Source organism: Staphylococcus nepalensis, assembly GCF_014635045.1.
Classification (GTDB): Bacteria; Bacillota; Bacilli; order Staphylococcales; family Staphylococcaceae; genus Staphylococcus; species Staphylococcus nepalensis.
Window position 1 is genome coordinate 191444 of the sequence record NZ_BMCF01000003.1, and the last position, 26716, is coordinate 218159.

Here is a 26716-nt window from a genome sequence, read left to right on the forward strand (position 1 = left end):
TTTTGCTGATTTTCAATTTTTATCGAATGTGTCTGGTATTAACTTTTTTCGTTTTCTTATTATTCTTACAGTGTAATAATATACCTTGGGAGTAGCAATAATCCTGCTCACTAAAAATATAACTGTTTTCAGTTTATTTTTAGTTGTTTTAATATTTGATGCGCATCTGCCCGTGGTTTCATTTTTCGTCTTGAAACCATTGTTGAAAATTGCGTAATTAAATTTTTCATAAATTTATCTAGCAATGAGTTTCTAATCAATGCCTCCCTATTAGAGTAAATTTAGTAAAGAGTGTATACAGCATTATCTATTTAGCAGAAAACAACTCAAACTTATAAATTTTTATCTTTCTTAACTTTATATATATGGATATCTCTAATAATAGTTATGATAGGTCTAATTAATAATTCAAAGCTACCAATGACAAATAGTACAGTGCCATAGAAAGTAGTGGATTCACTAAAAAATAAAAAACTACCAATGATAAAGCATAAGGCTAACAGGATATCGTTGATTTGATAAAGAAGTTTATAGAAAGCGTCAATTTTTATATCAAAGCCTAGAAATGTAAACTCTAATTCTTTTTTTGTGTTTTCATCCATCTAGTATCACCTCTAAATGATTGTATAACCCATCCACTAGAAAGCGTAACATAGCAAGATAAAATAAAAACTACTGTTAGTGCAAAATAGACGACTAACAGTAGCAAGTGTAAAACGAAAAATTATGTCAAGAGCTAGTATATAGTTACCCGTTCCTAATTAAAGCAAAACACTTTGGGATAAGGGTGGATGATAACCTTATTATTACTATGAATAAACCCTTGGTGCATTATGTTGCAGAAAAACCTCGTAAACTAAAATGTTTACGAGGTTTTGATAACGATTATGAATTATAATGTACGACGTTTTGGCTTACTGTCATCAGAAAGTTTAAATGATAATAGCAGTGCAATAACTGAAATAATTGTAGCAGTAATGAATGTGACATTTACACCATGAATCATACCAACCATACCTTCTGAAGGTATTGCTGAAACAGACATCATAGTAATGAAAACTGCTGTACCAATTGCACCAGCCATTTGTCTAAATGTGTTGTTCATCGCTGTACCATGTGCGATCAAATCGTTTGGTAATTGGTTGATTGCTAATGTAGTCATAGGCATCATAACCATAGCGATTGAAACCATTCTGAATGCGTTTGAAGTAGCAAGATACGTAAAGCTTGTATGTTCTGTTAACACTGTAAATGGTAATGTTGAAATAACTAATACAAATAAGCCAATACGAGCGAGCCACTTGCCACCAAATTTATCGAATAGATAACCAGTAATAGGGTTCATCATACCCATAATGATTGCCCCTGGAAGTAATACTAAACCAGATTCTAATGCAGAGAATTCTAACATATTCTGCATGTATAGTGGTAAGATGATGTTCGTTGCGATTAATACGCCGAATACAAACATACTTAGTACAGTACCTAATGTGTAAATACCGTAACTAAACACTCTAAACTCGAGCATTGGTTCTTTTAAATTTAATTGGCGGCGAATAAATATAACGAGTGAAACGACACCAACAATGATAGGTACAATAAATTGAATACTTCCCCAACCTGCTTCACCAACAGAACTGAAACTATATAGTAATCCGCCAAAACCTAGCGTAGATAAGATAACTGAAGCAATATCTAATTTTGGATGCGTTGTTTCTGTAACATTTTTTAATAAGAAAATGGAAGCGATAATAATAACAATCGCGATAGGGAATACTACATAGAAGACACTTCTCCAAGATAGGTGTTCAACTAATATACCAGATAAGGTAGGTCCAATTGCTGGAGCAAATGCGATAACAAGTCCGAATAGACCCATTGCTGTACCGCGTTTTTCTTTAGGGAAAGTTAAAAATAGAATAGTTTGCATAAGCGGCATCATAATACCTGCGCCCGCAGCTTGAAGGACACGTCCAATTAATAGCATTGAAAAATCAATTCCAATAGCACAGAGTAGCGTACCTGCTGCAAAGATACTCATTGCAGTTAAGAATAGTTGCCTCGATGTAAAGCGCTCAATTAAAAATGCAGTGACAGGAATCATAATCCCGTTTACTAACATAAATATAGATTGTAACCATTGAACTGTACTTTCTGATACTTGAAGGTCTTTCATAATGGGTGGCAACGCTGTACCAAGTAAAGTTTGGTTTAAAATAGTTATAAAAGCCCCTGACAATAGAACTATAAACAGAGGGATTCTTTTTTCAATATGGAATGTTCCGGTTTCTGTCAATATACTCACTTCTTTCTTAACAAATTACACATCAAAACATTATATCACTTGTCGTATGTTAAAGCTAAAGGTTGAACTTACTTTTTAAAAATTTATTTATCATTGTGTTTAAATATGCATGTAAGTACATTTGCTTATATTGCAATACAATTCGAATTGGTTATTTAACATCAGTTGGTGTATGTAAAAAGATTATATATAAAGAAGGAAGCGGGAGAGAAACCATATTTTCCAAAATAGTTTCGGGAGCCCGCTCCAGCAAGAATAACTAGAAAAAATACAAGTACCATGCTGATTACCTTCATAAATGACTGCATGGATTAAGACGCATGTATAACTGGCTACCACTTTAAAAGAATAAGTTTTTTAAAATACTGTTATAGATTTATTTTTGAGAAAGTTTGCTGCTATCCAGTGTAATATTTTAAAAGAGCATATTACTTTAAGTTTATGTTCCTAAGATGCATCTCATAGTTAAAGTTACTCAGGCGTCACGATTTATCATCTAAGTAATTGGGTTTCATTTTTAAAGGCGTAAATACATAATCGATATTTGTCCAATTTAAAAAATCTGCAAATTTTAAATAAGATGCTTTGAAAAATTGAGTAATAGTATCAACATGATGGTGATGGGCGTGCTCAAAAATAAACTCCATTAATTGTTTATCGAAATAACTATTTTCTGGGAAATGATGATCTGCGTTAAACGATTGGTCTGCAAAAGGGTAAGGTAAGACAAAACATGTTGGACCTTCAAACTGTTCATCACCAAACCAGAAACCAAATTCAATCATTTCTTCATCGAAGGCTGCGCGTTCAATGACTTTAGAATCATCTCCAAATGGTGCAGCTTTATCTTTTACAATAATGCATGAAATATCAAAAGTTCCCCAGAATAACCCCGGTTTTGATTTTCTTACTCTTAAGCTGTTAATAAAATTCGCTTCAGCATGATAGGCAAATTTCATTAAATCTAAAGCTTTTTCAGCTATTTTAGGTTCATAGTGATGATGTGTGTCGTCTTTTTCAAACGGAATTGGATGAGTTACTTCTTGGGGCAGCGTATTGATTTTTAAGTTAATACCTAATTGGTTTAAAATCGTTTCAATTTGGTTGTAATAAAATTGTATTGTTTTTCCATTTTCTAAATCGATATCATTTATGTGTTGGTCAACTACTATTTCAATTTGATGTTGTAATAAATTAACTTCTAGTGAGAAGGTATGTGTCTTATAATTTAACATACCTGTACAAAAGCCTTGAACATTTATATTAAGAGTGACGTGAGACCATTGAGGTTCTTGGTAATTTGCTTCTAATTTATATTTCCCCAAAATCTGTGATAATAAGTGTAGTGTATCTTTTTCATTTTCCCAATCTTTAATCTTCATAATGCCGCACCACCTAATAAAGTTTTTGCTATAAATGTCTTACCACAAAATACAAGTATGAAACCAATACGACAAATGCTTAGATGAAGTAAATTAGATTATCATTTGTTATAATGTTAAAATGATTTAGGTATATAAGCTAAGTAGATATGTAATAACTTTTTGTTCTGTTAGAAAGGCATACTCATGCGTTTTTATTTTCAGAATAATCAGAATCAATGTAATTTCATATTACATCGCATATTACAAAATTAATGATCGATTTAAGGAGAGTAACAAATGAATAAAGCAGATCTAATTGCTCCAGAAAAATACAATATAGTTAGTGAAATTGAGAAATATGCAACCAATCCATCGAAAAAAGCAATTATTTTCAGGGATCAAAGTGGTAAAGAAGAAGATACGACATATACCCAACTTATTAATAATGCTAATAAAATTGGACATATGTTTTTAAAATATGGTTTAAAAAAAGGTGACAAATTATTAGTTATGCTGCCACGTGCAATTAAGACATATGAAGTTTATCTAGCAGCATTAAAATTAGGTATTATTATCGTCCCTAGTTCTGAAATGTTGCGCACTAAAGATTTGCAATATCGGATTACGCATGGTGAAGTAAAAGCAATTTTAGCTACCAGTGACAGCGTTGAAGAATTTAAGGATGTTAAAGAATATGAGTCATTACTTAAATTTATTGTTGGTGACAAAGTAGAAAATTGGATAAACGTTGAAGATGAACAAGCTGAAGCTTCAGATGAGCTTACAATTGAAGTAACTTCAAAAGAAGATATTGCTTTATTATCATATACTTCAGGTACTACAGGAAATCCAAAAGCAGTTGTGCACTCTCATGGTTGGGGATACGCGCATTTACAAATGGCGCCTAAACATTGGCTAAGTATTGTAGAAGATGATACGGTCTGGGCAACTGCAGCGCCAGGTTGGCAAAAATGGGTATGGAGCCCATTTTTATCAATTTTAGGATCAGGTGCGACAGCATTTGTCTATAACGGTAAATTTAATGCAGAGACATATCTTGAATTACTAGAAATGTACGACATCAATGTATTATGTTGTACACCAACAGAATATCGTTTAATGGCTAAGTCACCCAATCTAACAAATTATAAACTAGCACATTTGCATAGTGCCGTATCTGCAGGTGAACCATTAAATAAAGAAGTTGTTGATAAATTCAAACAAAACTTTAATTTAACAGTTAGAGATGGTTATGGTCAGACAGAAAGCACATTGTTGATCGGATTCTTAAAAGACACTGAAGGACGCCCTGGATCAATGGGTAAAGGCATTCCTGGTAGTTACGTTACAGTTATAGATGATGATGGTAACCCTGCACAACCAAATGAAGTAGGGAATATCGCAGTGCCGTTAGATTTACCTGCTTTGTTTAAAGGTTATTATAAAGACGAAGCACGTACTGCTGAGCCACAAATTGGTGAATACTTTATTACTGGTGATTTAGCGAAATTAGATGAAGATGGTTACTTCTGGTTCGAAGGTAGAAAAGATGACATTATTATCAGTTCTGGTTATACAATTGGGCCGTTTGAAGTTGAAGATTCACTTACAAAACATCCATACGTTAAAGAATGTGCAGTAGTAGCTAGTCCACATGAAATCAGAGGAAATATCGTCAAAGCGTTTGTGATCTTGCAAGATCACATTACTGGGGACGAAAGTGTAATCAAAGAATTACAAAATTTTGTTAAACAAGACGTTGCACCTTATAAATACCCAAGAGCAATTGAGTTTGTTGAAGACTTGCCTAAGACCAACTCTGGCAAAATAAGACGTATTGAGCTAAGAGAAGCGGAAAAAGCGAAGTATTTATAATTTAATTCTAGTTTATGAAGGAAACATTTAAGTAGAATAGCAATAGAAAAATCCCGGCATACTGTTTAACAGTGCGTCGGGATTTTTTGTTAATGGTTCATGTCATCAGATGGTTGGATTTATATATTTCGTTATGACGTATATAAAAACTATAACTTTGTTAATATATCGTAAATAAGCATATAAAACGATTAGATAAGTGTCTATTTACCTGGTGCACTTAAATAAAACCTATATTACTTATTAACAAAATGATACCAATTAATGTGAATATGATACCGCGAATCAATTGTTTCTCCCATAGATGTATCACACCACTCATGACAATCAATAGTGACATAATAATTGAAGCAATTAAGTATACAGTGTCATTAACGATATTAAACATATGTAAAAATAATGTTCCAAAACACAAGATGATTACAATAACTAAGCTTCTCAAAAGGAACTTGTCTATTTTTGAATTTTTGGCCATAAAGCGTTCCTCCTTAAGCCATTCACAAAATTTTATTATTAGAATAAGTTTTAAACGAGTTGAATCATTAGTGAATATGCTTATGTAAAATATGTTTAATCGTTATTTTTACATAAGTAAACTTATTAATCAAAAAAGCCTGAAACAACAATGTTTCAGGCTTTTTTGATAGAAATATTCATTATTGGAAACTTGCACCTATTAAAGCAAAGCCAACTGATACGACAATGTAAGCAATTGCCCATATCATAGCTGCCTTTTTAGATAGGCGATTTGTTGCAAATAGCATAATACCAAAGACATATGCATCAATAAGTGTTTGTAAATTTAACGCACCTAGCATTTGGTTTCCTTTATCAAAAATGTTTAGGCTTGCAATGTTGTAATCTAACAGTGATAAACCTGCAACCCATTGAATCAATACAACAATTAACCCAACGATGCCAGTGATTAAAGAGAAACTTAACGTTGCAGAAAAGATTGATTTTGCACCTGCATCTGATTTCATTATTTTGGAAATAATTAAAAAGATTACAAATGTAACGCCGATACCTATAATGCTACTAAAAGCGCCGCCAACAATGCCCACGATTAATCCGATCATGCCCATATCCATGTCCATGGCTTCTCCATTCGCACCTGCTTCTTGATATATTTCATTATAATCAATTGACATGGCACCGATAGCTGCAGAAAGTGCTGCCACGATAATAGAAAGGATCAGTTTAAGCCCCCATTTAGGGTTTTCGCGTAAATTTGAAAAGTGTTGTAAAAATGGTAAATTAGAATTCTCCATCTGTCCCTTGCCCCCTATATGTATTGTTTCCAAATCATAACATTACCTACAATATTTTCAAACAGTTTTAAGAAAAAAATTAAATAAAATTAAAAATAATAAATTAACTTAGATTCACATTTTAACATTACAATATTGTTAGGTTTATATTTTTAAATAAATATTGTGTAGAAAATCATGTTATGCATTATATTTTTTATTGTGTGTTTGTGATAGTATCTAAAATGAATATATTTTAAAGGAGTGTTTACTAATTGAAGAAAAAGTGGACGTGGGCCATCGCCGTTATTGTAATTATTTTATTAATTGCAATTGCACTTATTTTAAGACAAGCAAACAACAGTTCGAAAGATAATAATGGCTATGATACATATAAGGTAGAAAAAGAGAGCCCACTCAATTTAGAAGGTAAGGCGTCACCTAAATCAGTAAAAACATACAATAACAACAGTCAATTAGGTACATATGTAAGTACACAAGTTGATGACGGTCAATCAGTTAAAGAAGGCGATCCGCTTATCAATTATGAAATTAATAATAATAAGCGCCAACAATTAATTGATAAAGTGGATAGCGCTAAAAATGAAAATGAGAGAGCGGAAGCGCAGCAACAACTAAATCAATATGATCGTCAAGTTAATGATAGTATCTATGCTGCATTTGATGGCAAAGTAGATATTAAAAATACGGATCACGTCTCAGATGGCGAACCTATTTTGCAACTTGTTGGAGATGAACCACAAATTAAAGCAACAGTGACTGAGTTTGACCTTGGGAAAATTAAAGAAGGCGATCAAGTAGACGTCAAAGTAACAAGTACTGGTAAAAAAGGCAAAGGTGAAATACAGAAAATTTCAGAATTACCTAAAAGTTATGAAGAACGCTTGAATAAAGGTGGTAGCGGCGCAGTAGCTACTGATTCAAGTAGTGAAGAAGGCGGCGGTACGCAAGCTTCAAACCCAGTTTCGGACCCAAGTAGTGGCGAAGACTCAGACACATCAAAATATACCATCGTTATTGATAATATCGATATTCCCGTACGTGCTGGCTATTCAACAGATGTCGAAGTACCATTAGATGCGATTAAATTACCAAAATCAGTATTAACGAAAGATAATAATGTATTTGTAGTAGGTAAGGGTAATAAAGTAGAAAAACGAGACATTAAAATTGATAAAGTTAATGGGGAAATTTTCGTGAAAGAAGGTCTGAAAACCGGCGATAAACTGATTAAAAACCCTAAAAAATCTATGAATGATGGAGACAAAGTTGAGGTGTCATCATGATAGAACTTGTAGATGTCAATAGACATTTTCAAAATGGCGATGAGACAAACCATATTTTGAAAGACATTAATATTAGCATTCAAGAAGGTCAATTTATAGCCATTATGGGGCCTTCAGGATCAGGTAAAAGTACATTAATCAATATATTAGGTTTTATTGATCGAGCTTATGAAGGCGATTATTTATTTAAAGGTGAAAATTATAAAGAAAGTTCAGACAATGAATTAGCAGAAATCAGAAACAAGACGGTTGGGTTTGTGTTCCAAAACTTTAAATTAATTCAAAATAATACTGTTTTAGAAAACGTTAGTATTCCTCTAGTTTATGCAGGACTTGGAGCACAAGCGCGTAAAACTAAAGTATCCAATACATTACATGATGTTGGGCTATACAATAAAGAAAATTTAGCGCCTAATCAATTGTCTGGAGGACAACAACAACGTGTGGCGATTGCACGTGCGATTATTAATAACCCTAAATTTATTATTGCTGACGAACCAACTGGCGCACTGGATTCAAAAACCTCAAAAGACATCATTGAATTGTTTATGGCATTAAATAAAGAGCATAATACGACGATGATTCTCGTGACGCATGACCGTAAAGTGGCAGACAAGGCAGATCGTATCATTCATATCCTCGATGGTCGTGTCCAAAGAGAAGAGGTGGTTGAATGAAGAACTTATCAAATATCATCGCTATTTCATTCAAATCCATTTTAAAAAATAAACGGCGTAATATCTTCACGATGATTGGCATTATTATCGGTATTGCTGCAGTTATCACAATTATGTCGCTAGGTAACGGATTTAAACAAACGGCCTCAGAACAATTTGAAGATACTGGCGCAGGTAAAGATTCAGCAACAGTGAATTATATGAAAAGTGATGGCGAAGGCGCAAAGGAAAATCCATTTAGTCAGCAAGATATAGATATTGCTAAACAAGTTAACGGTGTTACCGATGCAAAAATTAAAGAGACCGAAGACCAAGGTTATTCAGCTAAGATGACTAACGCGCAGAAAAAAGGCGATATTAGTATTTTAAAGAAAAAAGAAATGACGCGTCCTGAAAAAGGTGACGGTTTTAATGAAGATGATAATGAATTAAATAAAAAAGTCGTCACTGTGGATGATAAAATTGCTAAAGATGTGTTCAATAATGAGCCAATTGGTAAGACATTATATATTGACGATCAAGGTTTTAAAGTAGTAGGTATTGTAAATGATGCGATGAACCCATCAGCTGTAAATATGCCTGCCAACACATTTGACAGATATATGGGCTATTTAACACAAGATTACCCATCACTTCAATTATCATTGACAGATGACGCCGATAAAAAAGAAGTTGCAGATAAAGTGGCTAAAGCTTTGAATAAAAAAGGTTCAGGCGCAGGTGAAGGTAGTTATACTTATACAGATATGGAAGCGTTTATGAAAAATATCAACAAAGTATTTGATGGTATTACTTACTTTGTGGCTGCTGTTGCGGGTATTTCATTATTTATCGCTGGCATAGGTGTAATGAATGTAATGTATATCTCTGTAACTGAACGTACGGAAGAAATTGCCATTCGACGTGCTTTTGGTGCAAAAGGACGAGATATTGAAATTCAATTCTTGGTGGAAAGCGTTGTGTTATGTGTCATTGGCGGTATTATTGGTCTAATCATAGGAATACTTGTCGCAAGTCTTGTAGATGCTGTAACACCAGAATATATTAAGAGTGCGGTCAGCCTAAGCTCGGTTCTTATTGCAGTAGGTGTTTCAACGTTGATAGGCATTGTGTTTGGTTGGATTCCGGCACGTTCAGCGTCTAAGAAAGAATTGATTGATATTATTAAATAGTTACAGGAATAACTCGAAACTGAACCATACCTATATCAATGTCTCAGTTTCGAAGATGACGCTGATAGTAGGCGCCAGGTTGAAAGGTAGTCTTATATCAAACATTTGTAGAATGACTAAAGTGCTATAGATCGATAAGTTTTAGTTCATTTAATCGGCTAGTCGTAGTAGTTCTGCAAGTGCCATAGCGTTTGTGTTTGCTTCTTAGTTATTGAAGTATCGACGGGGTAATGCAATCTTATTAGTAATATAAGACGACTATCCCGTCTTTTTCTTTGTTTCACTAAATTTACGTTTGAATACATATGCAAGTTATACTTTATTAATACTTAAATCAATTTTTAATCGATTTTTTATAAAAATGTATTGTTTGTTTTAATGGATTATATTATGTTTAATTTATAAGTTGTTTAATGTTAAACCATTTATATTGTTTTAAATGATAAAAAAGATAAGGGGATAACAATGACATATTTGCTAAATGTACAAAATTTAAGTAAAAGTTATGCTGATTCTGATTTTAATCTTAATCAAATTAATTTAACGATTGAACCTCACACAGTGGTTGGGCTTATTGGAAAAAATGGTTCTGGTAAATCAACGCTAATCAATACATTAGTTGGAAACCGGTTTGCAGATTCAGGTGAAATTCAATTTTTTGATGAATCTATAACGAACCGTGAATATACATATAAAGAACATATGGGTGTCGTGTTTGATGACCTTCGTCTTCCAAATAAACTGAATGCTAAAGAAATTAGCAAAGTATTTGCCAACATTTACCGTACTTGGGATGAAAAGCACTTTTTTGATATGCTTGAAAATTTTGGATTACCTAAAGAACGTCAAGTTAAGACATTCTCACGTGGAATGAGCATGAAAATATCGCTATCGATTGCATTGTCACATGATAGTAAACTTTTAATTTTAGATGAAGCAACGGCAGGGATGGATGTTTCAGGGCGCGAAGAAGTATTAGAAATACTTGAAGACTTCGTAGATAAAGGTAATGGGATTCTTATTTCTTCACATATTTCAGAAGATATAGAAACACTTGCTGATAAATTAATATTTATGAAAAATGGTCGCATTTTATTGCAAGAACAAAAAGAAACGTTATTAAACGATTATGGCGTTGTTACTTTTGAAGAGGGGCAATTTGATGTAAATCAAAGTGCTGTTATAGCTTATCGTATACATAAAGGCTCAGGTAAAGCACTGATCAATAACAAAGATGAAATAGATATAGCACAATCTATAGAACAAATTGATGACGCGACGAAAATATTAATGAGAGGAGAGTTAGTATGAAAGGTTACTTAATGAGTTATTATTTTACGAATAAAAAATCCATTTATACATATTTGTTATTAAGTATTCCAATTTGTTTATTTTTCTCATTTTCCAATCCATTAATCGCTAGTTTTATGCCTATGATCTTTTTAGTTTCTCCAGCAACAGATAATTTAAAGGATGAAAAGGATTCAAAATGGATGTATTTTGTGTCAACGTTACCTTATAGTCGAAATACTTATGTGGCAAGTCACTTTGCTTTTTACAGTATATTGGCACTCATGGGTATGATCGTGTCCCTTGTAATCAATGCTATTGTGGCAGATAGTATCGTTACAGGCATTAATTCTGCAATGCTGGGCATTGGATTTATTGCATTATATTCACTTATTTTCCCGTTTACTTTTAAAATAGGTGCTGAGAAATCTAATGTAATCTTTATGATTGTTTCTATTATAGTAGTGATTGTATTTTTCGTTTACTATTTTGGCTTATTAGCCTTATTCTCTGGCTCAGGGGATATGATAAGTGAAGTCAGTAAAAATCTTTGGTATGGTGGCACATTTGCAGTGTTCGGTTTAATCGTTATGTTGCTTTCGTTTATTACTTCTAAACATGTGTTTAAACATAAAGCATTGTAAAACAACATAGTAACATGTAGTCTTTCTTGACAAACACGAATAATCGTTATATCTTATTAATATTGAAAACTAAAATGTTAGGCATATTATTCTCTGTTTTCTACGTAAATCATGCTTTAGCAAGTTGCTAATTGAACTGTATTGGTAAATTGAAAAAGTGTATGAATATCAGTGGAAATTAAGAATTGTACGTCTCACAGTACGACATTAAAAAATGAACTTCAACATAAATAAATATTTAATAGGTAGCAGCGCAAAACACAAAATGATGTGAGTTGTAATGAAGCCGACAATAATAATGAATCAATATCGATTTGTTATTAATTGTCGGCTTTTTCTATGGAAAATGTAAATCCCAACGATTATGCAAATGGACATTTTGCGCTGATGTAAATTTAGAAGTTGTATCAAAGGAGGTAGCGTGATGATCATAATTAATACGAATGCATTGTTAGCATTGCTATTTATAACATTAATTGTTTCTATTTTGAGTAGTCTCTTTTTCTTAATCAAAAAAATCACACCTAAATATGCACGTATACATATTTATTTTGTAGCATTACCAGCTTTAGTTGCATGTTTAGGTCTTATTTTTTCACAGAAAAATGTAGAAGTAGGTGTATGGTGTTCGGATGTATTGTCATGGTTAATGGCAGGCTTTGTTTTAGTCATCGGTTTGGTTATTCAACGCTATTGTATTCGCTATTTGGCAGGAGATAAAAGTTATAAAAAATATTTCACTTTATTTACTTTTACGACTACTTTTGCGGCATTAGCTTGGTTGACTGCAGACATGAGAATCATGGTAGTTTGTTGGGGAATCACATTATTAGGGCTTACGCTATTAATTAGATTGACAAATGCATGGCAAGTGACACGTATTGCAGCTAAGGTGACAGCAAAATTATTTTTATTAAGCTGGATAGCGTTACTTTTAGCAGTATTATGGATTGGTATATTGACAGGGGAATGGCATTATTCTACTGCGCTAGATGAGACACATTTATCTATTATAAGCAGCTGGGGTCAATTCGGCGTTAATTTACTCATTGTTTTAGCAGTTATGATTCCAGCGGCGCAATGGCCTTTCCAACGTTGGCTAATCGAGTCAGTAGCCGCACCGACGCCAGTTTCTGCTATTATGCATGCTGGTATCGTTAACGCTGGGGGTATCATGTTAACAAAATTTTCACCAATCTTTAGCGGCGATATAGCAGCTATTATTTTATTGTTTTTTGCAAGTGTTTCGGTATTGTTAGGTGCAGGTATAAGCTTAATACATGTGGATTATAAGCGTTTACTAGTAGGATCAACGATTGGCCAAATGGGTTTTATGCTTATCCAATGTGCTCTGGGGGCATATGTTCCAGCTATTATTCATTTAATTTTACATGGTTTATTCAAAGCTACATTATTCCTTCGTTCTGGATCAGCGGTACGCCATTTTAGTGTGCCAAGTCGTGCAAATGAAAGAATGTCCTATGTATGGATTGTAAGTGGGCGTATTTTAGCAATCGTTATTGGATTAGGCTTTTGGTTAAGCGCGCCAGAAGAAGGTTATCGCCTTGTGAGTGGTCTTATCTTAGCCTGGTCGTTATCTGTATCGTGGACGCAGTTAGTTGCGTTTGGAGAAGGTCGTTTAGGGCGTGTTGTCGGTTTGACAGTATTAATTGTTGTCGGTGGTGTATACTTCTTAGTCCATCATTATTTTGCTGATGCATTATATACAATGACATTGCATAGTGCGCAACCTCCTACAATTATCGTGGTTCTTGTAGCGCTTATTTTATTGTTAGGCAGTTTAATTAGTACATGGGTGGCACACAATCGTTCTACTGTAGCATTTTCAATTTTATATATGTGGATTGTGCGTTTAGGTGACGCAAAAGCTGAAACAGTTGAACGTCATCCTAATTATCTTAAGTCTTATTTATCAAAAGGAGGCCGCTAAAATGGGAATGAATAAAGTCATAACAAACCAAAACCAATATACGGATGATATCAATCATATCATCTCTGAAGCAAGCAGGGTCATTGTGCCTTTATCGCCTATTTCAGTATTTGCTGCAAGAAACCCATGGGCCAATTTAGAGCAATATACATTTGAAAATATTGCACAATGGTTGAAAAAAGTACGTGACGTAGATATCTATCCAACATTTAATACATTTAAACAGGCATATGAGCGTAATGAAATAGGTGACCGTGAGATTGAACTTAAGTTACAACAGTGGTTAAAACAAATAAACCCTTCCATAGATAAAAATCACGTTGAAACTTATGCTAGAAAATCTCTAGATTTAGCTCACTTAACAGTATTGAATCGTGTTTCAGAAAGTCAAGACATAGCAAACCATCGTACGAACGCATTAAATAAAACAGATGACATGAATACAACATCATTAGTGAGTACGTATATCACTGATAAAAACGATAAAAAATTAATAGATATAGTAGATTATCATGTAATTAAATGGTGTAAATTGTACCTTGACGATGCCCAATCGGGTTGGACAATGCCCAACCGTGACCAAGGGTTGTTTGTTGCATGGAGACGCCTTGTTCAACATGATCCTGCGTTATCTAAAAAACAGCGTACACGTCTGAAGACTTTACCAGATAATGCTGAAGATTTACTTGAAGTATGTTTAGAAGCATTAGGAGTGTCGGAGGGCCAGATACAATCCTATTTAGAAAATCATTTATTAGCGTTGCCTGGGTGGGCTGGCATGATGCTATGGCAAGATGAATATCATCACACTGAATATCAATTGCTATTAGCCTATTTAGCGATTCGTGTTGGCTTAGAATGGGCTATCGTTCAACCTTATTTGCCTGCAACAGAGCCAAATTATGAATTTGAATATTCAGTTGATGAATTTAGGGAAAATTGGATTCATACCGATCTGTTTACAACTGAACAATGGGACCAGTTATCCGTATCTCAACAAAAGGTGTATATTGATTTTGCGATCCATTTTGAAACGCAAATTTGTAAAAAATTGTTACTAGAAGCTTGGGAAGCAACTTATGAAAAACAGTTAAAAACCGCTGTTGAATCGGAGCAAAACGTTGAGCACAAACAGCACACAATACAAGTGCAAATGGCATTTTGTATCGATGTGCGTTCAGAACCTTTCCGTCGGCAAATAGAAGCGGCGGGGCCATTTGAGACAATTGGTATTGCAGGCTTCTTTGGTTTGCCTATTGTAAAGGAAGCGTTAGGAAGTGAACATAGTCATCCTTCTTTACCTGTGATGAACCAGCCTCAACATAAAATTAAAGAGTACACACACGAAAAAGAACCTACTACTTTTCGCCAACATCAGCATATACTTAAATCAATAACGTATACATTTAAGAAAATGAAGCAAAACGCTTTGCCTAGTTTGCTATTACCAGAATTAAGTGGACCTTGGTTAACCCTTCAAATGTTTTCACGTAGTTTTACACCCAGACCTGTTGGTAAATTAATTAGAAAATTTTACGCGGGTTGGCTACAAAAACCAAATGATACAACTTTATCGTTGCAACATTGTAACCATACTGAAGAAGGTATGCCAGTTGGTTTTACAGAAAAAGAGAAAGTAGCGTATGTGCATCAGGCGTTGCGTTTAATGGGACTGACTTCTCATTTTGCGCCGTTAGTGGTGTTATGTGGCCATGGAAGTCAAAGTGCGAACAATCCCTATGCTTCCTCGTTAGACTGTGGGGCGTGTGGCGGTGCAGCAAGTGGATTTAATGCAAAAGTATTGGCGCAATTATGTAATTTACCAGAAGTAAGGGCGTCCTTATTAACTGAAGGCATCGTTATCCCAGAAGATACTGTTTTTGTAGCAGCAGAACATCAAACTTCTATCGATGAGTTAGATTGGATATATACGCCTAATTTATCTGAAACTGCGCAAAATGCTTTTAATCAAATACAAGCAGTTATGCCTGATATTAGCTATAGAGCAAACGAGCAGCGTTTGAAAGCTTTGCCAGACAATCATTTGTTTAAAAAAGACCCTTTAAAAGAAGTACATCGCTTAACAAATGATTGGAGCGAAATTAGACCTGAGTGGGGGTTAGCAAGAAACGCTTCATTTATCATTGGTCAACGTGACTTAACTAAACATAGTGATTTAAAAGGGCGATCTTTTTTACACAATTATGATTGGAAGCAAGATAGTGACGGTAGTATATTAGCTAATATAATTAGTGGACCAGCTACTGTAGCACAATGGATTAATTTACAATACTACGCTTCAACAGTAGCGCCTCACTACTACGGTAGTGGCAGTAAGACGACACAAACAATCACAGCTGGTATAGGCGTGATGCAAGGCAATGCGAGTGATTTATTGACAGGTCTACCTTGGCAATCTGTGATGTCAGCAGATAATGAAATGTATCATTCACCTATCAGACTCCTTATTGTCGTTCAAGCACCGGATGATTTTATTAGACAGATATTAAACGATAATCATGATTTTTATCAAAAAGTATTAAACAGATGGGTTAAATTAGCAAGTATAGATGCATTTGGTCAATGGCATGATTGGCCATTAAATTAATTTATCAAGATGATTTTAAAATGATATGGTGGCAGATAAGTGAATGGTTAAGGCAACTAGATAGATTAATTTCTTGGTAATTGCGCATAAGTATGGAGAAATACATGCAAAAATGATAATGTTAGCATTATTAAAATAATGTGATAAGACATTCTGATTCTATGGGAGATGCATACGACATGAAAACAACCAAAGGTGCCTATGAGTCTGAAATCAGTAAAGCAATTACACAATGGGAAAAAGATTTCCTTGGTCGTGGTTCGCTTTCTGTAAAAACAGATATTTTACGTGATATGATTATTGTGAGTTTACAAGGCGTTTTGACACAAGCTGAATATAAAGTTTGCGAAACGCATGAAGGATTATTAACAATTAAACGTACAAGATCAAAATTAGTAGAATCTGGTATTGAAGCACTCGATGATATTATTTACTCGATTACTGGTGAAGAAGTTAAAGGTTTTCACACTGATTTAAGTTCTAAAACAGGTGAACGTGTCATGATATTTAAACTTTTCAACAATCTTGAGAAAAAAATTGCTGAATAAATCCGTTATCAAATTTAGTGTTTTGAAATTTTGTATAATAGGATGTAGTAACAGATGGTTGTTGGTACAAGTATAGTTTCATTCAAGTTCATTACTGCTAACAATAAAAATGAGCCTAAGGCATAAAAGCTGCCTAGGCTCATTTTTATTGTTAGTCTCAAAAATAGAGTACCTACTGATGTAAGGGTCAGTAGGCACTCATAACCTATTGAAATCAGAAGTATCGTTTGTTAAAAGATGGCTATCCTCATATAAATAATTGGGTGTTAAAGAATCATAATTTTTATCCATGCTTTAAAATTATAAAGGTAAAATGCTTGAAACTAAGTCTAATACTGTTTGTAATAATCCTCCTACCATAATATCCCTCCTTTCAAATGTATGTAACCTTAATCTGAATACTTATCCATTGTAAGTATTTCATTTAAAAGAAACATCTACTATTTTAAAATATCTTTGAAAATGAGTTCAAGTATGTTTTCAATCATTTTAATCACTCCTTCATATTTAAAAGTAAAACGCGATTATTCAATTTGATCAAAAATTAATTTGAGAACTTGTTCTGCTAATGTTGCTAACATAGTGAACACCCCCTTTATCTGAATATTATAATAATTATATTGGTTTATGTTGAAAATTCCCTAGATGGCCAAAAAATATTCCTGAGCGTTAATATAATAAATTAATTGAAATTAGAATGTATGTAATTATTATTTTAACTAGTGTAAAATGTGCTTGATAGATAAAGAAGTATATAAAATTGATATTGAGTAGTTGAGGGGGGTAAAGAAAATCAAAAAAATGCTTTATTTCAAAGTGTTTTTGTAGTAATATTACTTATTGGGTGTTAAAGAATCATAATTTTAAATTATGGTTCTTTTTCTTTTGTCTATTTTTAACTAAAAACATTAAAAAATATAGTGATAATTATGCTTAAACACTTTGCTAATCCTTATATTTTTAATAAACTAGATGAGGTTAACGTAGTGGCATAGATCATTGATAAGGTCGTAATTTAGAGCGAAAGTTGGATTTGTTTCAGCTTTAAAAAGGTTATAATAAACTAAAGTGACAATGTGTTAAGGAGGAAGTATAGTTGGATCAAGTGAAAAATATTCTATATTCGATAATAGAACCATTATTGAAACCAGAAACGTATCAATCATTACTCTCTAATCTAATAATGATTATTGTTTATGTAGTGGCTGCATGGATTATTTTACATTTTGTGAACAAAGGTATCGCACAGTTCTTTAAAATTCAAAATAAAGGCAAAAATGGTAATAAAAAGCGGTCAAAAACTTTAATATCATTAGTACAAAATGTAGTCTCGTATGTGGTATGGTTTATAGTGTTGACTACGATTTTAAGTAAATTTGGTATCAGTGTGGGAGGCATCATAGCAAGTGCTGGTGTTGTAGGTTTAGCAGTCGGTTTTGGTGCACAAACTGTAGTTAAAGATATCATTACAGGTTTCTTTATTATTTTTGAAAATCAATTTGACGTGGAAGACTATGTTAAAATTAGTAACGGTGGTGCTCCAGTAGCAGAAGGTACTGTTAAATCAATAGGGTTAAGATCTATGCGCATTAATACTATTTCTGGCGAACTGACGACATTACCAAATGGTAGTGTCGGTGAAATTACGAACTACTCTGTGATAAATGGTGAAGCGATCGTAGAAATCCCAGTTTCTATAGAGGAAGATATTGATAAAGTAGAAGAAGAATTAAATGCTTTCTTTGAAGCGATTCGTTCGAAATATTATTTATTTATATCTACGCCAGAGGTTGTGGGTGTAAATTCCATCACAAATAATGAAATCGTATTGCGTATTTCTGCAGAGACGATACCTGGAGAAGGCTTTACAGGCGCACGCATTTTAAGAAAAGAAATATTGAAACTATTCAAACTTAAAGAAATTAAAATGCCACAACCAATGATGGTAAAATACGAAGCCAATCAACAAAATAATGCGTAAGACGATCGGAGGTGTTACAGAATGACATCCAATTACGGTTTAAATGATATTGTAGAAATGAAAAAACAACATGCCTGTGGCACAAATCGTTTTAAAATTATTCGCATGGGTGCAGATATCCGAATAAAATGTGAAAATTGTCAAAGAAGTATTATGATTCCAAGACAAACTTTTAATAAAAAATTAAAAAAAATACTAGTATCTAATCAAGATACTGAAAACAAGGAGAATGACTAAATGGCTTTAACAGCAGGTATCGTTGGTTTACCCAACGTAGGTAAGTCAACACTTTTCAATGCAATTACTAAAGCTGGTGCACTTGCAGCGAACTATCCATTCGCAACAATTGATCCCAATGTAGGCATTGTAGAGGTTCCAGACAGCAGATTAGATGTATTGACGGATATGGTACAACCGAAAAAAACAATACCTACAACATTTGAATTTACTGATATTGCAGGTATTGTGAAAGGCGCTTCTAAAGGTGAAGGGTTAGGGAACAAATTCTTATCTCATATTCGAGAAGTTGATGCCATTTGCCAAGTTGTGCGTGCATTCGATGATGATAACGTAACTCATGTGTCTGGTAAAGTGAATCCTATAGAAGACATCGAAGTGATTAATATGGAACTTGTACTAGCAGATTTAGAATCAGTTGAGAAACGCCTACCAAAATTAGAGAAAATGGCGAGACAAAAAGATAAAGATGCTGTAAATGAAGTTCGTATTTTAACAAGAATTAAAGAAGCATTAGAAGAAGGCGCTCCAGTAAGAAGTTTAGAGTTCACTGAAGAAGATCAAAAATATGTGAATCAAGCACAATTATTAACATCTAAAGAAATGCTATACATCGCTAACGTAGGTGAAGATGAAATAGGCGATGAAGATAATGAAAAAGTTCAAGCAATTCGTGAATATGCAGATAAAGAAGATTCTGAAGTAATCGTAATTAGCGCTAAGATTGAAGAAGAAATTGCTACACTTGAAGCTGATGACAGAGAAATGTTTTTAGAAGATCTAGGTATTGAAGAACCAGGTTTAGATCGTTTAATTCGAACAACTTATGACTTATTAGGTTTAGCGACTTATTTCACAGCTGGTGTACAAGAAGTACGCGCTTGGACATTTATTAAGGGTATGACTGCGCCACAATGTGCGGGCATTATCCATACAGATTTTGAACGCGGTTTTATTCGTGCAGAAGTGACAAGTTATGATGATTACGTTGAATTTAACGGTGAAAATGGTGCCAAAGAAGCTGGTAAACAAAGATTAGAAGGTAAAGAATATATCATGAAAGATGGCGACGTTGTTCACTTTAGATTTAATGTTTAAATTTAAAACCCCTATATATTACGTATTTTGTAATATATAGGGGTTTTTATAATTTTAATATTTAATCATACGGCTGTCTTAAATATTAAAATTTGTACTTCTAACTTATTTTTAGAAATTTAATTTGTGCTGTCTGATATCTTCCGGCATACCTTCATATGGTGCTTGTGCAATAACTTGTTCATTATCCACGCCAGGTGCACCAATGTAAGTAATTTTTGCAAATTCTGGTACAACATATTTAGGGTACGTTTCATATTTTTCTCTAGATGTTTCCATTAAACCAATGAAATCATTTTGATAACAAACGGTGATATCTGGGCGCTCATGCACCCATTTTGGGAAGAAAATAACACCATGCATTAGATTTTGATTAGGGACAAAGTTTAATGAAACATCGGTACCAGTTGGCTCTGTCCAAGATATTTTATAAACGCCTTCAATGATTTCAACGATATCAGCTTCTTGGTCTTTTACCCATCTGCCTCCAACCATGCCTGAATGAATACGGTAATCAATGGTATGGTCATTTTTAACATACATTTCGTATTCCCATCCATTGTCATACGTATAAATCATATGCATTCCAATAAATTCTTTTAATGTAGACATGCTGATCGACCTCCTATATGTAATTACTTACATGTTTACTTTTACATGTTAAATCTGTATACTAATCATGTCAAATCAATGGGAGTGATTAAATTGAAAAATGTGCTTCAATACACAATTTTAGGTTTATTAAACCATCAAGCTTTAACAGGGTACGAAATTTATAAATCATTCAGTGAGGTTATAGGGGAGATTTGGTCTGCCAAACATAGCCAAATATATAATGAACTAAAAAAACTTTTGGAATCTGAACATATTTTTATTTCAGATGTAGATGAAACGAGTAAGGTAACAAAAAAAATATATCGTATTACGCCGTTAGGTCAGAAAACCTTATACCATTGGATTGAAACAGCAGATGAGGAAGAAAATAATAAAGACCCTTTTGCAATTAAAGTTTACTTCTATGATTATTTAAAGGCTGAAGAGAAGAAAAATCTTTTAGTAAGTAAGCAAACATATAAGTTAGAAAAACTGAGTTACTTAGAGTCGATTTTTAAAAGTCTTGATTCTACTAAAGATGCTCAACATATTCGTATAGTGAAAAAGGCAATACTTCGTGAACAAGCTTATATTGATTGGTTAGATTTTTGTTTGAGTGATATATAAATTAAAAAGAAAGACTTGAGCTTATATATGTGTACCCAAAATAAAAATAGGGCAGCAATCAATTTTAGAAACATTGGATTACTGCCTTGCTTCTTATATGTTGTGGATGTTTTTATAACACATTGTGCAGTTATTTTAAAACACTTATGATGTGAACCATGATGTATCTACACCAGGGCCAGTATAATTTGCATCTACATTTTGATTTAATTCAGGTGATGCGTAGCTATCTGTATATTGCCATAACACATGTTCTTGAGTTGGTTGTCCTGGATTATAATTAGCTATCCAATAGCCATCATATTGACCAACAGATTCCGAAGCATGTTCTTTCATAAAGTTTTCATAAGAATAGAATAAGATTTTTTTATCACCAGCAAGGCTGCGCATTTCATCATACCATGCGGAAGTACTTTCTTCTGTCGTGCCAGATGTTACGGTGTTTTCTTCAAAGTCATTAATATAAAAGCTAGCCTTAGGTGCTCGGTTATATAATGTTTGTGCTTCATATCGTGCGTCCTCTGGATTTTCATACATGCTGTAGGAATAAACACCGAAATCTAAGTTATATTTATCTAACAAATTTGAATTGTGTTCTAATGTAGCGTCAACTTTTTCGGATCCGTATTGGGCGCGAATAATAATAAAGTCGTAATTTGATTTTAAGTCTTTTACTTGTTGAGCTGTTAGGTCACCTTGCCATTCTGATATATCTAAGACGCGTTCTCCAGCAGCTGTTGTGCCAGCTTCAGAACGAAAACTACTTTCAGGTTTTTCTTTTTGAGCTTTTTCTGGATGTTCGTCAAGGTATTTTTGGTATCCGTAGCCCATTGTGCCTTTTTGGTTAGCTGTATCTTCAGCTGCATGTGCAGCATTCAAAGTCATTGTAGTTGCAAATAGAATACTAATTGATAAAAACCCTTTTCTGATTATTGAACTCATATAAATCTCCTTTTTAAATATAGAATGATGTAAATAATGTAAGCGTTTTTTGCTACAAGAACATATAAAACAAGAACATATTTGACATGCTAGTAGAATTAAAATTATTTATCAAGTTTGTCTCAAGTGATTTTTAATTATATAAATAAGAAATTTTTATAAAATATAAATGGGGTTCATGATTTAAAGTATGCGTTTATTGTGATTTTGGAATTTCATTAAATGTACTCGTATTTCTAGATGTTTCATATGAAACATTCAATAAAAAATATACGTTTGAACGTCTGTTAATCATTGTAAAATGTAAAGGCGTGTGCTATAATTCTTGATTGTGAGTAATGAAAATTATTCCTTGCTTACCACATTAGATGGTGAGCCGTATAGACCACAAGGAGGTGCAATTATAAATGAGAACATATGAAGTTATGTACATCGTTCGTCCAAACATTGAAGAAGATGCTAAAAAAGCTGTTGTTGATCGTTTCAACGGTATCTTAGCTTCTCACGGATCAGAGGTTTTAGAAACTAAAGATTGGGGCAAACGTCGTTTAGCTTATGAAATTAATGATTTCAGTGAAGGTTACTACAATATCGTACGTATCCAAACTGAAGATAACGAAGCTACTGACGAATTCCAACGTTTAGCTAAAATTACAGATGATATCATCCGTTATATCGTAATTCGTGAAGACGAAGATAAGACAAGAAAATAATAAATGGGGGTCGTTTAAATGATAAATAGAGTTGTTTTAGTCGGTCGTTTAACGAAAGATCCAGAATATAGAACAACACCCTCAGGCGTGAGTGTTGCGACTTTTACTCTAGCGGTAAATCGTACGTTTACAAATGCGCAAGGGGAACGCGAAGCTGATTTCATTAACTGCGTTGTTTTTAGAAAACAAGCAGAAAATGTAAGCAACTACTTATTCAAAGGTAGTTTAGCTGGCGTTGACGGTCGCATTCAATCACGTAGCTATGAAAACCAAGAAGGTCGTCGTATATTTGTGACTGAAGTTGTCTGTGATAGTGTTCAATTCCTTGAACCTAAAAACCAAAATCAGCGTCATGCTCAAGAAGGAAATAATAATTTCCAAAACTTTGGTGGACAACAATCTGGACAAAACACGTCTTCTTATCAAAATAATAACAATAATTCATCAAATCATAATCAATCAAACAACCCATTTGCGAACGCAAACGGACCTATTGATATTAGTGATGATGATTTACCATTCTAATTATAGTGAACATATAAAATATAAAATTTTTTAAAAGGAGGCAGTTACCATGGCAGGTGGACCAAGAAGAGGCGGACGTCGTCGTAAAAAGGTTTGTTATTTCACAGCAAATGGCATTACACATATCGACTATAAAGATACAGAATTATTAAAACGTTTTATCTCAGAACGCGGTAAAATTTTACCACGTCGTGTAACAGGTACTTCAGCTAAATACCAACGTATGTTAACTTTAGCTATTAAACGTGCACGTCATATGGCATTATTACCATATGTTAAAGAAGAACAATAATAAATATTGTATCTGTAAACCTCGTAGGCAGAAAGCTTACGAGGTTTTTGTATTGTCATTATTTTATAATGCGGACGAAGTAACTTAAATATTGTGTTATAGTTTAGTAGAAAAAATATCAATTTAAGATTTACATTCTTACTAATGCGTTTTATAATGTACTTTGCATGCCCTCGGGTGTGCGAAAATGAGGAGATGGGTTTTCTGTGTGCCCTTGGGTATGCAGAAGATTCATAACTCCCGTTATAAAGGCCCCTTTAATTAGGGGTCTTTTTTATTTAGCATTTTATAGCTATTTACGAATTAAAAGTATATATGGTATTGTATTTTCATGTTGATTATCGCAATATTCGTGTATCTTAAAATTTATAGTTAAGAAGGAGATTATTCATATGAGTTTTATAATAATGATTATTGTCGGTGGTTTGATCGGCTGGATTGCAGGTGCTATTGTAGGTAAAGATATCCCAGGAGGCATCATTGGAAACATTATTGCTGGACTTATCGGTTCAGCTATAGGAAGCAGATTATTAGGTACTTGGGGACCAGTATGGGGCGGCGTCCCAATCTTCCCAGCGCTTATCGGCGCTATCGTACTTATTTTTGTAGTTTCACTTATTGTTGGGGCACTTAAAAAGAATAAATAAAGACACAATATAATGGAAAGCCAATGAATGATACAACAATTTCTTAATATAACGGGTAGAAAATGATGAACAATTGTAAAAAGCGTTGCGGTAATCAACGACCATCTCTAATTTTAAATTTAAAGGTGGCTTATTATGATTAATATCATTTCCGCCATTGGTTCTATAGGAACATTTATAATGGCATTGTTTTATTTTGTTTCAGTTTCGATTCAATTATATCAAATGAAAATCACATTTATTCCTGCTTTAGGGTTTAATCAGATTCTACTTTCTCTAGATAAAGATAACCAATTACAAATGATTAATACAAGCGCTGATTCTCTTAATCATCAAGACTATTTAAAGATGTATAATTTAGGAGGCGGCGCAGCTAAAGACATTAAGATTGAAATTTTGTTAGATGAAGATAGTGTAATTCAGAAAAAATATGTGAGTATTTTACCTAGTAAAGAAAGCTATTTGTTACCAATCAATAAAGATGTTTTCGATGAATTACAGTCTACGATTCAAAATAATGGTTATGAGTCTCATTTAAATATAAAAATTACTTATTACCATAATGTAAGTAGAAAAGAAAAAATGATTATGTTAAATGGTAAGCTAGATAGATTTAATACGTATGAAGAAAAAGCACTTTATGAATTACAATTTATTAATAAATAATAACTGATAAGTATATGCGTTTTTTTATGTAAATCATTTAATGGACAACACTCATTTGCTAACTGATGACAGTTATGATGAGTGTTTTTTGTTATATTTTCTAACATTAATTTGCTGCTGGTTTACATTCAATATACAATAAGTGAGAGGTGATATTTTATGATACGACATGCACAACAAACAGACTTACAAGCTATTTTAGCTATTTATAATGATGCGATTTTAAACACTACTGCAGTTTATACATATGAACCAGTTACATTAGCAGAAAGAGAAGCGTGGTTTTATTCGAAATTAGAAAAAGCGGAACCTGTTTTTGTTTACATTAAAAACGGTAAAGTGGTTGGATTTGCAACATACGGACCATTTAGGAATTGGGTAGCATATCAATATACAGTGGAGCATTCTATTTACGTTGCTCCCGAAACACGTCATGAGGGTATTGCTTCCCAATTATTAACTAAATTAATTGATGAAATCACAAAAAATAATTTTAAAACAATCGTAGCAGGTATTGATGCTTCTAATGTTGGAAGTATAAAACTTCATCAGAAATATGGTTTTGAAGCATGTGGGAATATAAAATGTGTTGGTTATAAATTTGAACAGTGGTTAGATTTAGCATTTTACCAATTAATACTAAAGTAAATCATAAAGCATATAAGTAGAGAAATATGAACATAATGAATGATAAAATTCAATAGTATGGTTGCGTCATTTTTTTTATACATAAATGGAAATGTATATGCGAATTGAAGCGGAATAGGCTTATCTTTATGATTAATAAGTAATTAACGAATTAAATCATCAACTGTGGCCCCATGTATTTTAGCAAGTTTGAATGCCAAAGATCACGAAGAGTTGTATTGATTGTTTTCAATAGCATTAATAATTTGTCTAGATACATTCACGACTTGGTTTCATGTGAATTGAGAAATGCATTGCTTTGACGATAAACGTTAATTTTATTTTTGATTTAATGGCCTTTTGACATATATTTACGTCTAATATAGAAATAGTTCATAATAGCTAATGAGAACATAATGAATATCATAGTTATTTCTGGATAGTTTCCAAATAGACTATGATTAAAATCCCACACATTTAATAAGCGCATGATAAGAATAAATAACAAACTATATACACTCCATACGCAGGTTCTTGCTAAAACCGCTAAAAACATTTTTCTTTGGCTCTCGTCAAATTGATCGTTTGGGTGGTCAGTTAGCTCTGAAGGTAAAAATTTATGAGACAAGACGTTCCAACTAGCTGAAAACAATAGAACTACAATAAAAATAATTAAATATTTCATATATGACACCTCGAAATTAAAATAGGTTTAACGTATCATTAACATAAAAAAATATTGCGTAATATGTCAAATCTTTTTAACATTATCTATA

At 33.1% G+C, this 26716-nt stretch carries 27 protein-coding genes; 19 read left to right on the plus strand and 8 right to left on the minus strand.

From position 1 onward, the window contains the following. Nucleotides 1-332: 332 nt before the first annotated feature. The 3 genes from IEU88_RS06490 to IEU88_RS06500 all read right to left on the minus strand — a co-directional run bounded on the left by IEU88_RS06490 (nucleotide 333) and on the right by IEU88_RS06500 (nucleotide 3687). Entirely contained in the window at nucleotides 333-602 is a 270-nt protein-coding gene (locus tag IEU88_RS06490; RefSeq protein ID WP_096811081.1) for a YrhK family protein, read from the minus strand. 290 nt (nucleotides 603-892) lie between these two features. Further along, on the minus strand, nucleotides 893-2296 hold the full coding sequence (locus tag IEU88_RS06495) for an MDR family MFS transporter (protein ID WP_103373496.1): 1404 nt from the start codon (nucleotides 2294-2296) through the stop codon (nucleotides 893-895). Nucleotides 2297-2787: 491 nt separating this feature from the next. Next, entirely contained in the window at nucleotides 2788-3687 is a 900-nt protein-coding gene (locus tag IEU88_RS06500; protein WP_103373497.1) for a DUF5996 family protein, read from the minus strand. A gap of 279 nt (nucleotides 3688-3966) precedes the next feature. Here IEU88_RS06500 and mbcS point away from each other — a divergent pair, with 279 nt between their 5' ends. Then, nucleotides 3967-5544 (plus strand): acyl-CoA synthetase MbcS, encoded by a 1578-nt coding sequence (gene mbcS, locus IEU88_RS06505; protein ID WP_103373498.1) that lies wholly within the window; start codon nucleotides 3967-3969, stop codon nucleotides 5542-5544. 220 nt (nucleotides 5545-5764) lie between these two features. On the opposite strand, the gene IEU88_RS06510 is transcribed toward mbcS, so the two are convergent. Both IEU88_RS06510 and IEU88_RS06515 read right to left on the minus strand, forming a co-directional pair. After that, complete coding sequence (locus tag IEU88_RS06510; protein WP_103373499.1) at nucleotides 5765-6019, minus strand: hypothetical protein; 255 nt, start codon at nucleotides 6017-6019, stop codon at nucleotides 5765-5767. Between the two features lie 181 nt (nucleotides 6020-6200). Further along, nucleotides 6201-6815: a hypothetical protein gene (locus tag IEU88_RS06515; protein WP_103373500.1), complete on the minus strand. Its 615-nt coding sequence runs from the start codon at nucleotides 6813-6815 to the stop codon at nucleotides 6201-6203. A 254-nt stretch (nucleotides 6816-7069) separates the two neighbouring features. Here IEU88_RS06515 and IEU88_RS06520 point away from each other — a divergent pair, with 254 nt between their 5' ends. The 11 genes from IEU88_RS06520 to ychF all read left to right on the plus strand — a co-directional run bounded on the left by IEU88_RS06520 (nucleotide 7070) and on the right by ychF (nucleotide 20307). Continuing rightward, complete coding sequence (locus IEU88_RS06520) at nucleotides 7070-8101, plus strand: efflux RND transporter periplasmic adaptor subunit (RefSeq protein WP_103373501.1); 1032 nt, start codon at nucleotides 7070-7072, stop codon at nucleotides 8099-8101. After that, on the plus strand, nucleotides 8098-8778 hold the full coding sequence (locus tag IEU88_RS06525) for an ABC transporter ATP-binding protein (protein ID WP_103373502.1): 681 nt from the start codon (nucleotides 8098-8100) through the stop codon (nucleotides 8776-8778). The genes IEU88_RS06520 and IEU88_RS06525 overlap by 4 nt, the downstream gene beginning before the upstream one ends. After that, the gene (locus tag IEU88_RS06530; RefSeq protein ID WP_103373503.1) at nucleotides 8775-9950 is read left to right on the plus strand and encodes an ABC transporter permease; all 1176 of its coding nucleotides are present in this window, start codon (nucleotides 8775-8777) and stop codon (nucleotides 9948-9950) included. Before IEU88_RS06525 ends, IEU88_RS06530 begins: the two co-directional genes overlap by 4 nt. A gap of 465 nt (nucleotides 9951-10415) precedes the next feature. Further along, on the plus strand, nucleotides 10416-11261 hold the full coding sequence (locus tag IEU88_RS06535) for an ABC transporter ATP-binding protein (RefSeq protein WP_103373239.1): 846 nt from the start codon (nucleotides 10416-10418) through the stop codon (nucleotides 11259-11261). Beyond that, a complete protein-coding gene (locus IEU88_RS06540) occupies nucleotides 11258-11884 on the plus strand; it encodes an ABC-2 transporter permease (RefSeq protein WP_103373240.1) in 627 nt (208 codons plus the stop codon). Before IEU88_RS06535 ends, IEU88_RS06540 begins: the two co-directional genes overlap by 4 nt. A gap of 424 nt (nucleotides 11885-12308) precedes the next feature. Beyond that, nucleotides 12309-13835 (plus strand): NADH dehydrogenase subunit 5, encoded by a 1527-nt coding sequence (locus tag IEU88_RS06545; protein WP_318270863.1) that lies wholly within the window; start codon nucleotides 12309-12311, stop codon nucleotides 13833-13835. A gap of 1 nt (nucleotide 13836) precedes the next feature. After that, the gene (locus IEU88_RS06550; RefSeq protein ID WP_103373242.1) at nucleotides 13837-16443 is read left to right on the plus strand and encodes a DUF2309 domain-containing protein; all 2607 of its coding nucleotides are present in this window, start codon (nucleotides 13837-13839) and stop codon (nucleotides 16441-16443) included. A 179-nt stretch (nucleotides 16444-16622) separates the two neighbouring features. Then, nucleotides 16623-16991, plus strand: coding sequence for a Na-translocating system protein MpsC family protein (locus IEU88_RS06555; protein ID WP_096811074.1), 369 nt, complete (start codon nucleotides 16623-16625; stop codon nucleotides 16989-16991). Nucleotides 16992-18087: 1096 nt separating this feature from the next. Then, the gene (locus IEU88_RS06560; RefSeq protein WP_096811073.1) at nucleotides 18088-18972 is read left to right on the plus strand and encodes a mechanosensitive ion channel family protein; all 885 of its coding nucleotides are present in this window, start codon (nucleotides 18088-18090) and stop codon (nucleotides 18970-18972) included. A gap of 21 nt (nucleotides 18973-18993) precedes the next feature. Continuing rightward, nucleotides 18994-19209: a DUF951 domain-containing protein gene (locus IEU88_RS06565; RefSeq protein WP_096811072.1), complete on the plus strand. Its 216-nt coding sequence runs from the start codon at nucleotides 18994-18996 to the stop codon at nucleotides 19207-19209. After that, nucleotides 19210-20307 carry a redox-regulated ATPase YchF gene (ychF, locus tag IEU88_RS06570; RefSeq protein WP_096811071.1) on the plus strand — a complete coding sequence of 366 codons (1098 nt, stop codon included), beginning with the start codon at nucleotides 19210-19212 and terminating at the stop codon, nucleotides 20305-20307. It begins immediately after the preceding gene. Nucleotides 20308-20418: 111 nt separating this feature from the next. On the opposite strand, the gene padC is transcribed toward ychF, so the two are convergent. Beyond that, nucleotides 20419-20919, minus strand: coding sequence for a phenolic acid decarboxylase (gene padC, locus IEU88_RS06575; RefSeq protein ID WP_115359589.1), 501 nt, complete (start codon nucleotides 20917-20919; stop codon nucleotides 20419-20421). A 102-nt stretch (nucleotides 20920-21021) separates the two neighbouring features. Here padC and IEU88_RS06580 point away from each other — a divergent pair, with 102 nt between their 5' ends. Beyond that, nucleotides 21022-21528, plus strand: coding sequence for a PadR family transcriptional regulator (locus IEU88_RS06580; protein WP_229719037.1), 507 nt, complete (start codon nucleotides 21022-21024; stop codon nucleotides 21526-21528). Nucleotides 21529-21672: 144 nt separating this feature from the next. Here the strand turns inward: IEU88_RS06580 and IEU88_RS06585 are convergent, their stop codons facing one another. Further along, nucleotides 21673-22470: a GH25 family lysozyme gene (locus tag IEU88_RS06585; protein WP_096811068.1), complete on the minus strand. Its 798-nt coding sequence runs from the start codon at nucleotides 22468-22470 to the stop codon at nucleotides 21673-21675. Nucleotides 22471-22877: 407 nt separating this feature from the next. Here IEU88_RS06585 and rpsF point away from each other — a divergent pair, with 407 nt between their 5' ends. The 6 genes from rpsF (at nucleotide 22878) to IEU88_RS06615 (ending at nucleotide 25961) form a co-directional block, all read left to right on the plus strand. Then, a complete protein-coding gene (gene rpsF, locus IEU88_RS06590; protein WP_096811067.1) occupies nucleotides 22878-23183 on the plus strand; it encodes a 30S ribosomal protein S6 in 306 nt (101 codons plus the stop codon). A gap of 18 nt (nucleotides 23184-23201) precedes the next feature. Next, complete coding sequence (gene ssb, locus IEU88_RS06595) at nucleotides 23202-23708, plus strand: single-stranded DNA-binding protein (protein ID WP_096811066.1); 507 nt, start codon at nucleotides 23202-23204, stop codon at nucleotides 23706-23708. Between the two features lie 49 nt (nucleotides 23709-23757). Then, nucleotides 23758-24000, plus strand: a complete 243-nt coding sequence (gene rpsR / locus IEU88_RS06600) for a 30S ribosomal protein S18 (protein WP_042737618.1) — start codon at nucleotides 23758-23760, stop codon at nucleotides 23998-24000. A gap of 392 nt (nucleotides 24001-24392) precedes the next feature. Next, entirely contained in the window at nucleotides 24393-24647 is a 255-nt protein-coding gene (locus IEU88_RS06605; protein ID WP_096811065.1) for a GlsB/YeaQ/YmgE family stress response membrane protein, read from the plus strand. Between the two features lie 135 nt (nucleotides 24648-24782). Beyond that, nucleotides 24783-25313 carry a hypothetical protein gene (locus IEU88_RS06610; protein WP_103373255.1) on the plus strand — a complete coding sequence of 177 codons (531 nt, stop codon included), beginning with the start codon at nucleotides 24783-24785 and terminating at the stop codon, nucleotides 25311-25313. A 159-nt stretch (nucleotides 25314-25472) separates the two neighbouring features. Continuing rightward, nucleotides 25473-25961, plus strand: a complete 489-nt coding sequence (locus IEU88_RS06615; protein WP_103373256.1) for a GNAT family N-acetyltransferase — start codon at nucleotides 25473-25475, stop codon at nucleotides 25959-25961. 328 nt (nucleotides 25962-26289) lie between these two features. Here the strand turns inward: IEU88_RS06615 and IEU88_RS06620 are convergent, their stop codons facing one another. Then, a complete protein-coding gene (locus IEU88_RS06620; protein WP_103373257.1) occupies nucleotides 26290-26625 on the minus strand; it encodes a hypothetical protein in 336 nt (111 codons plus the stop codon). Nucleotides 26626-26716 lie beyond the last annotated feature (91 nt).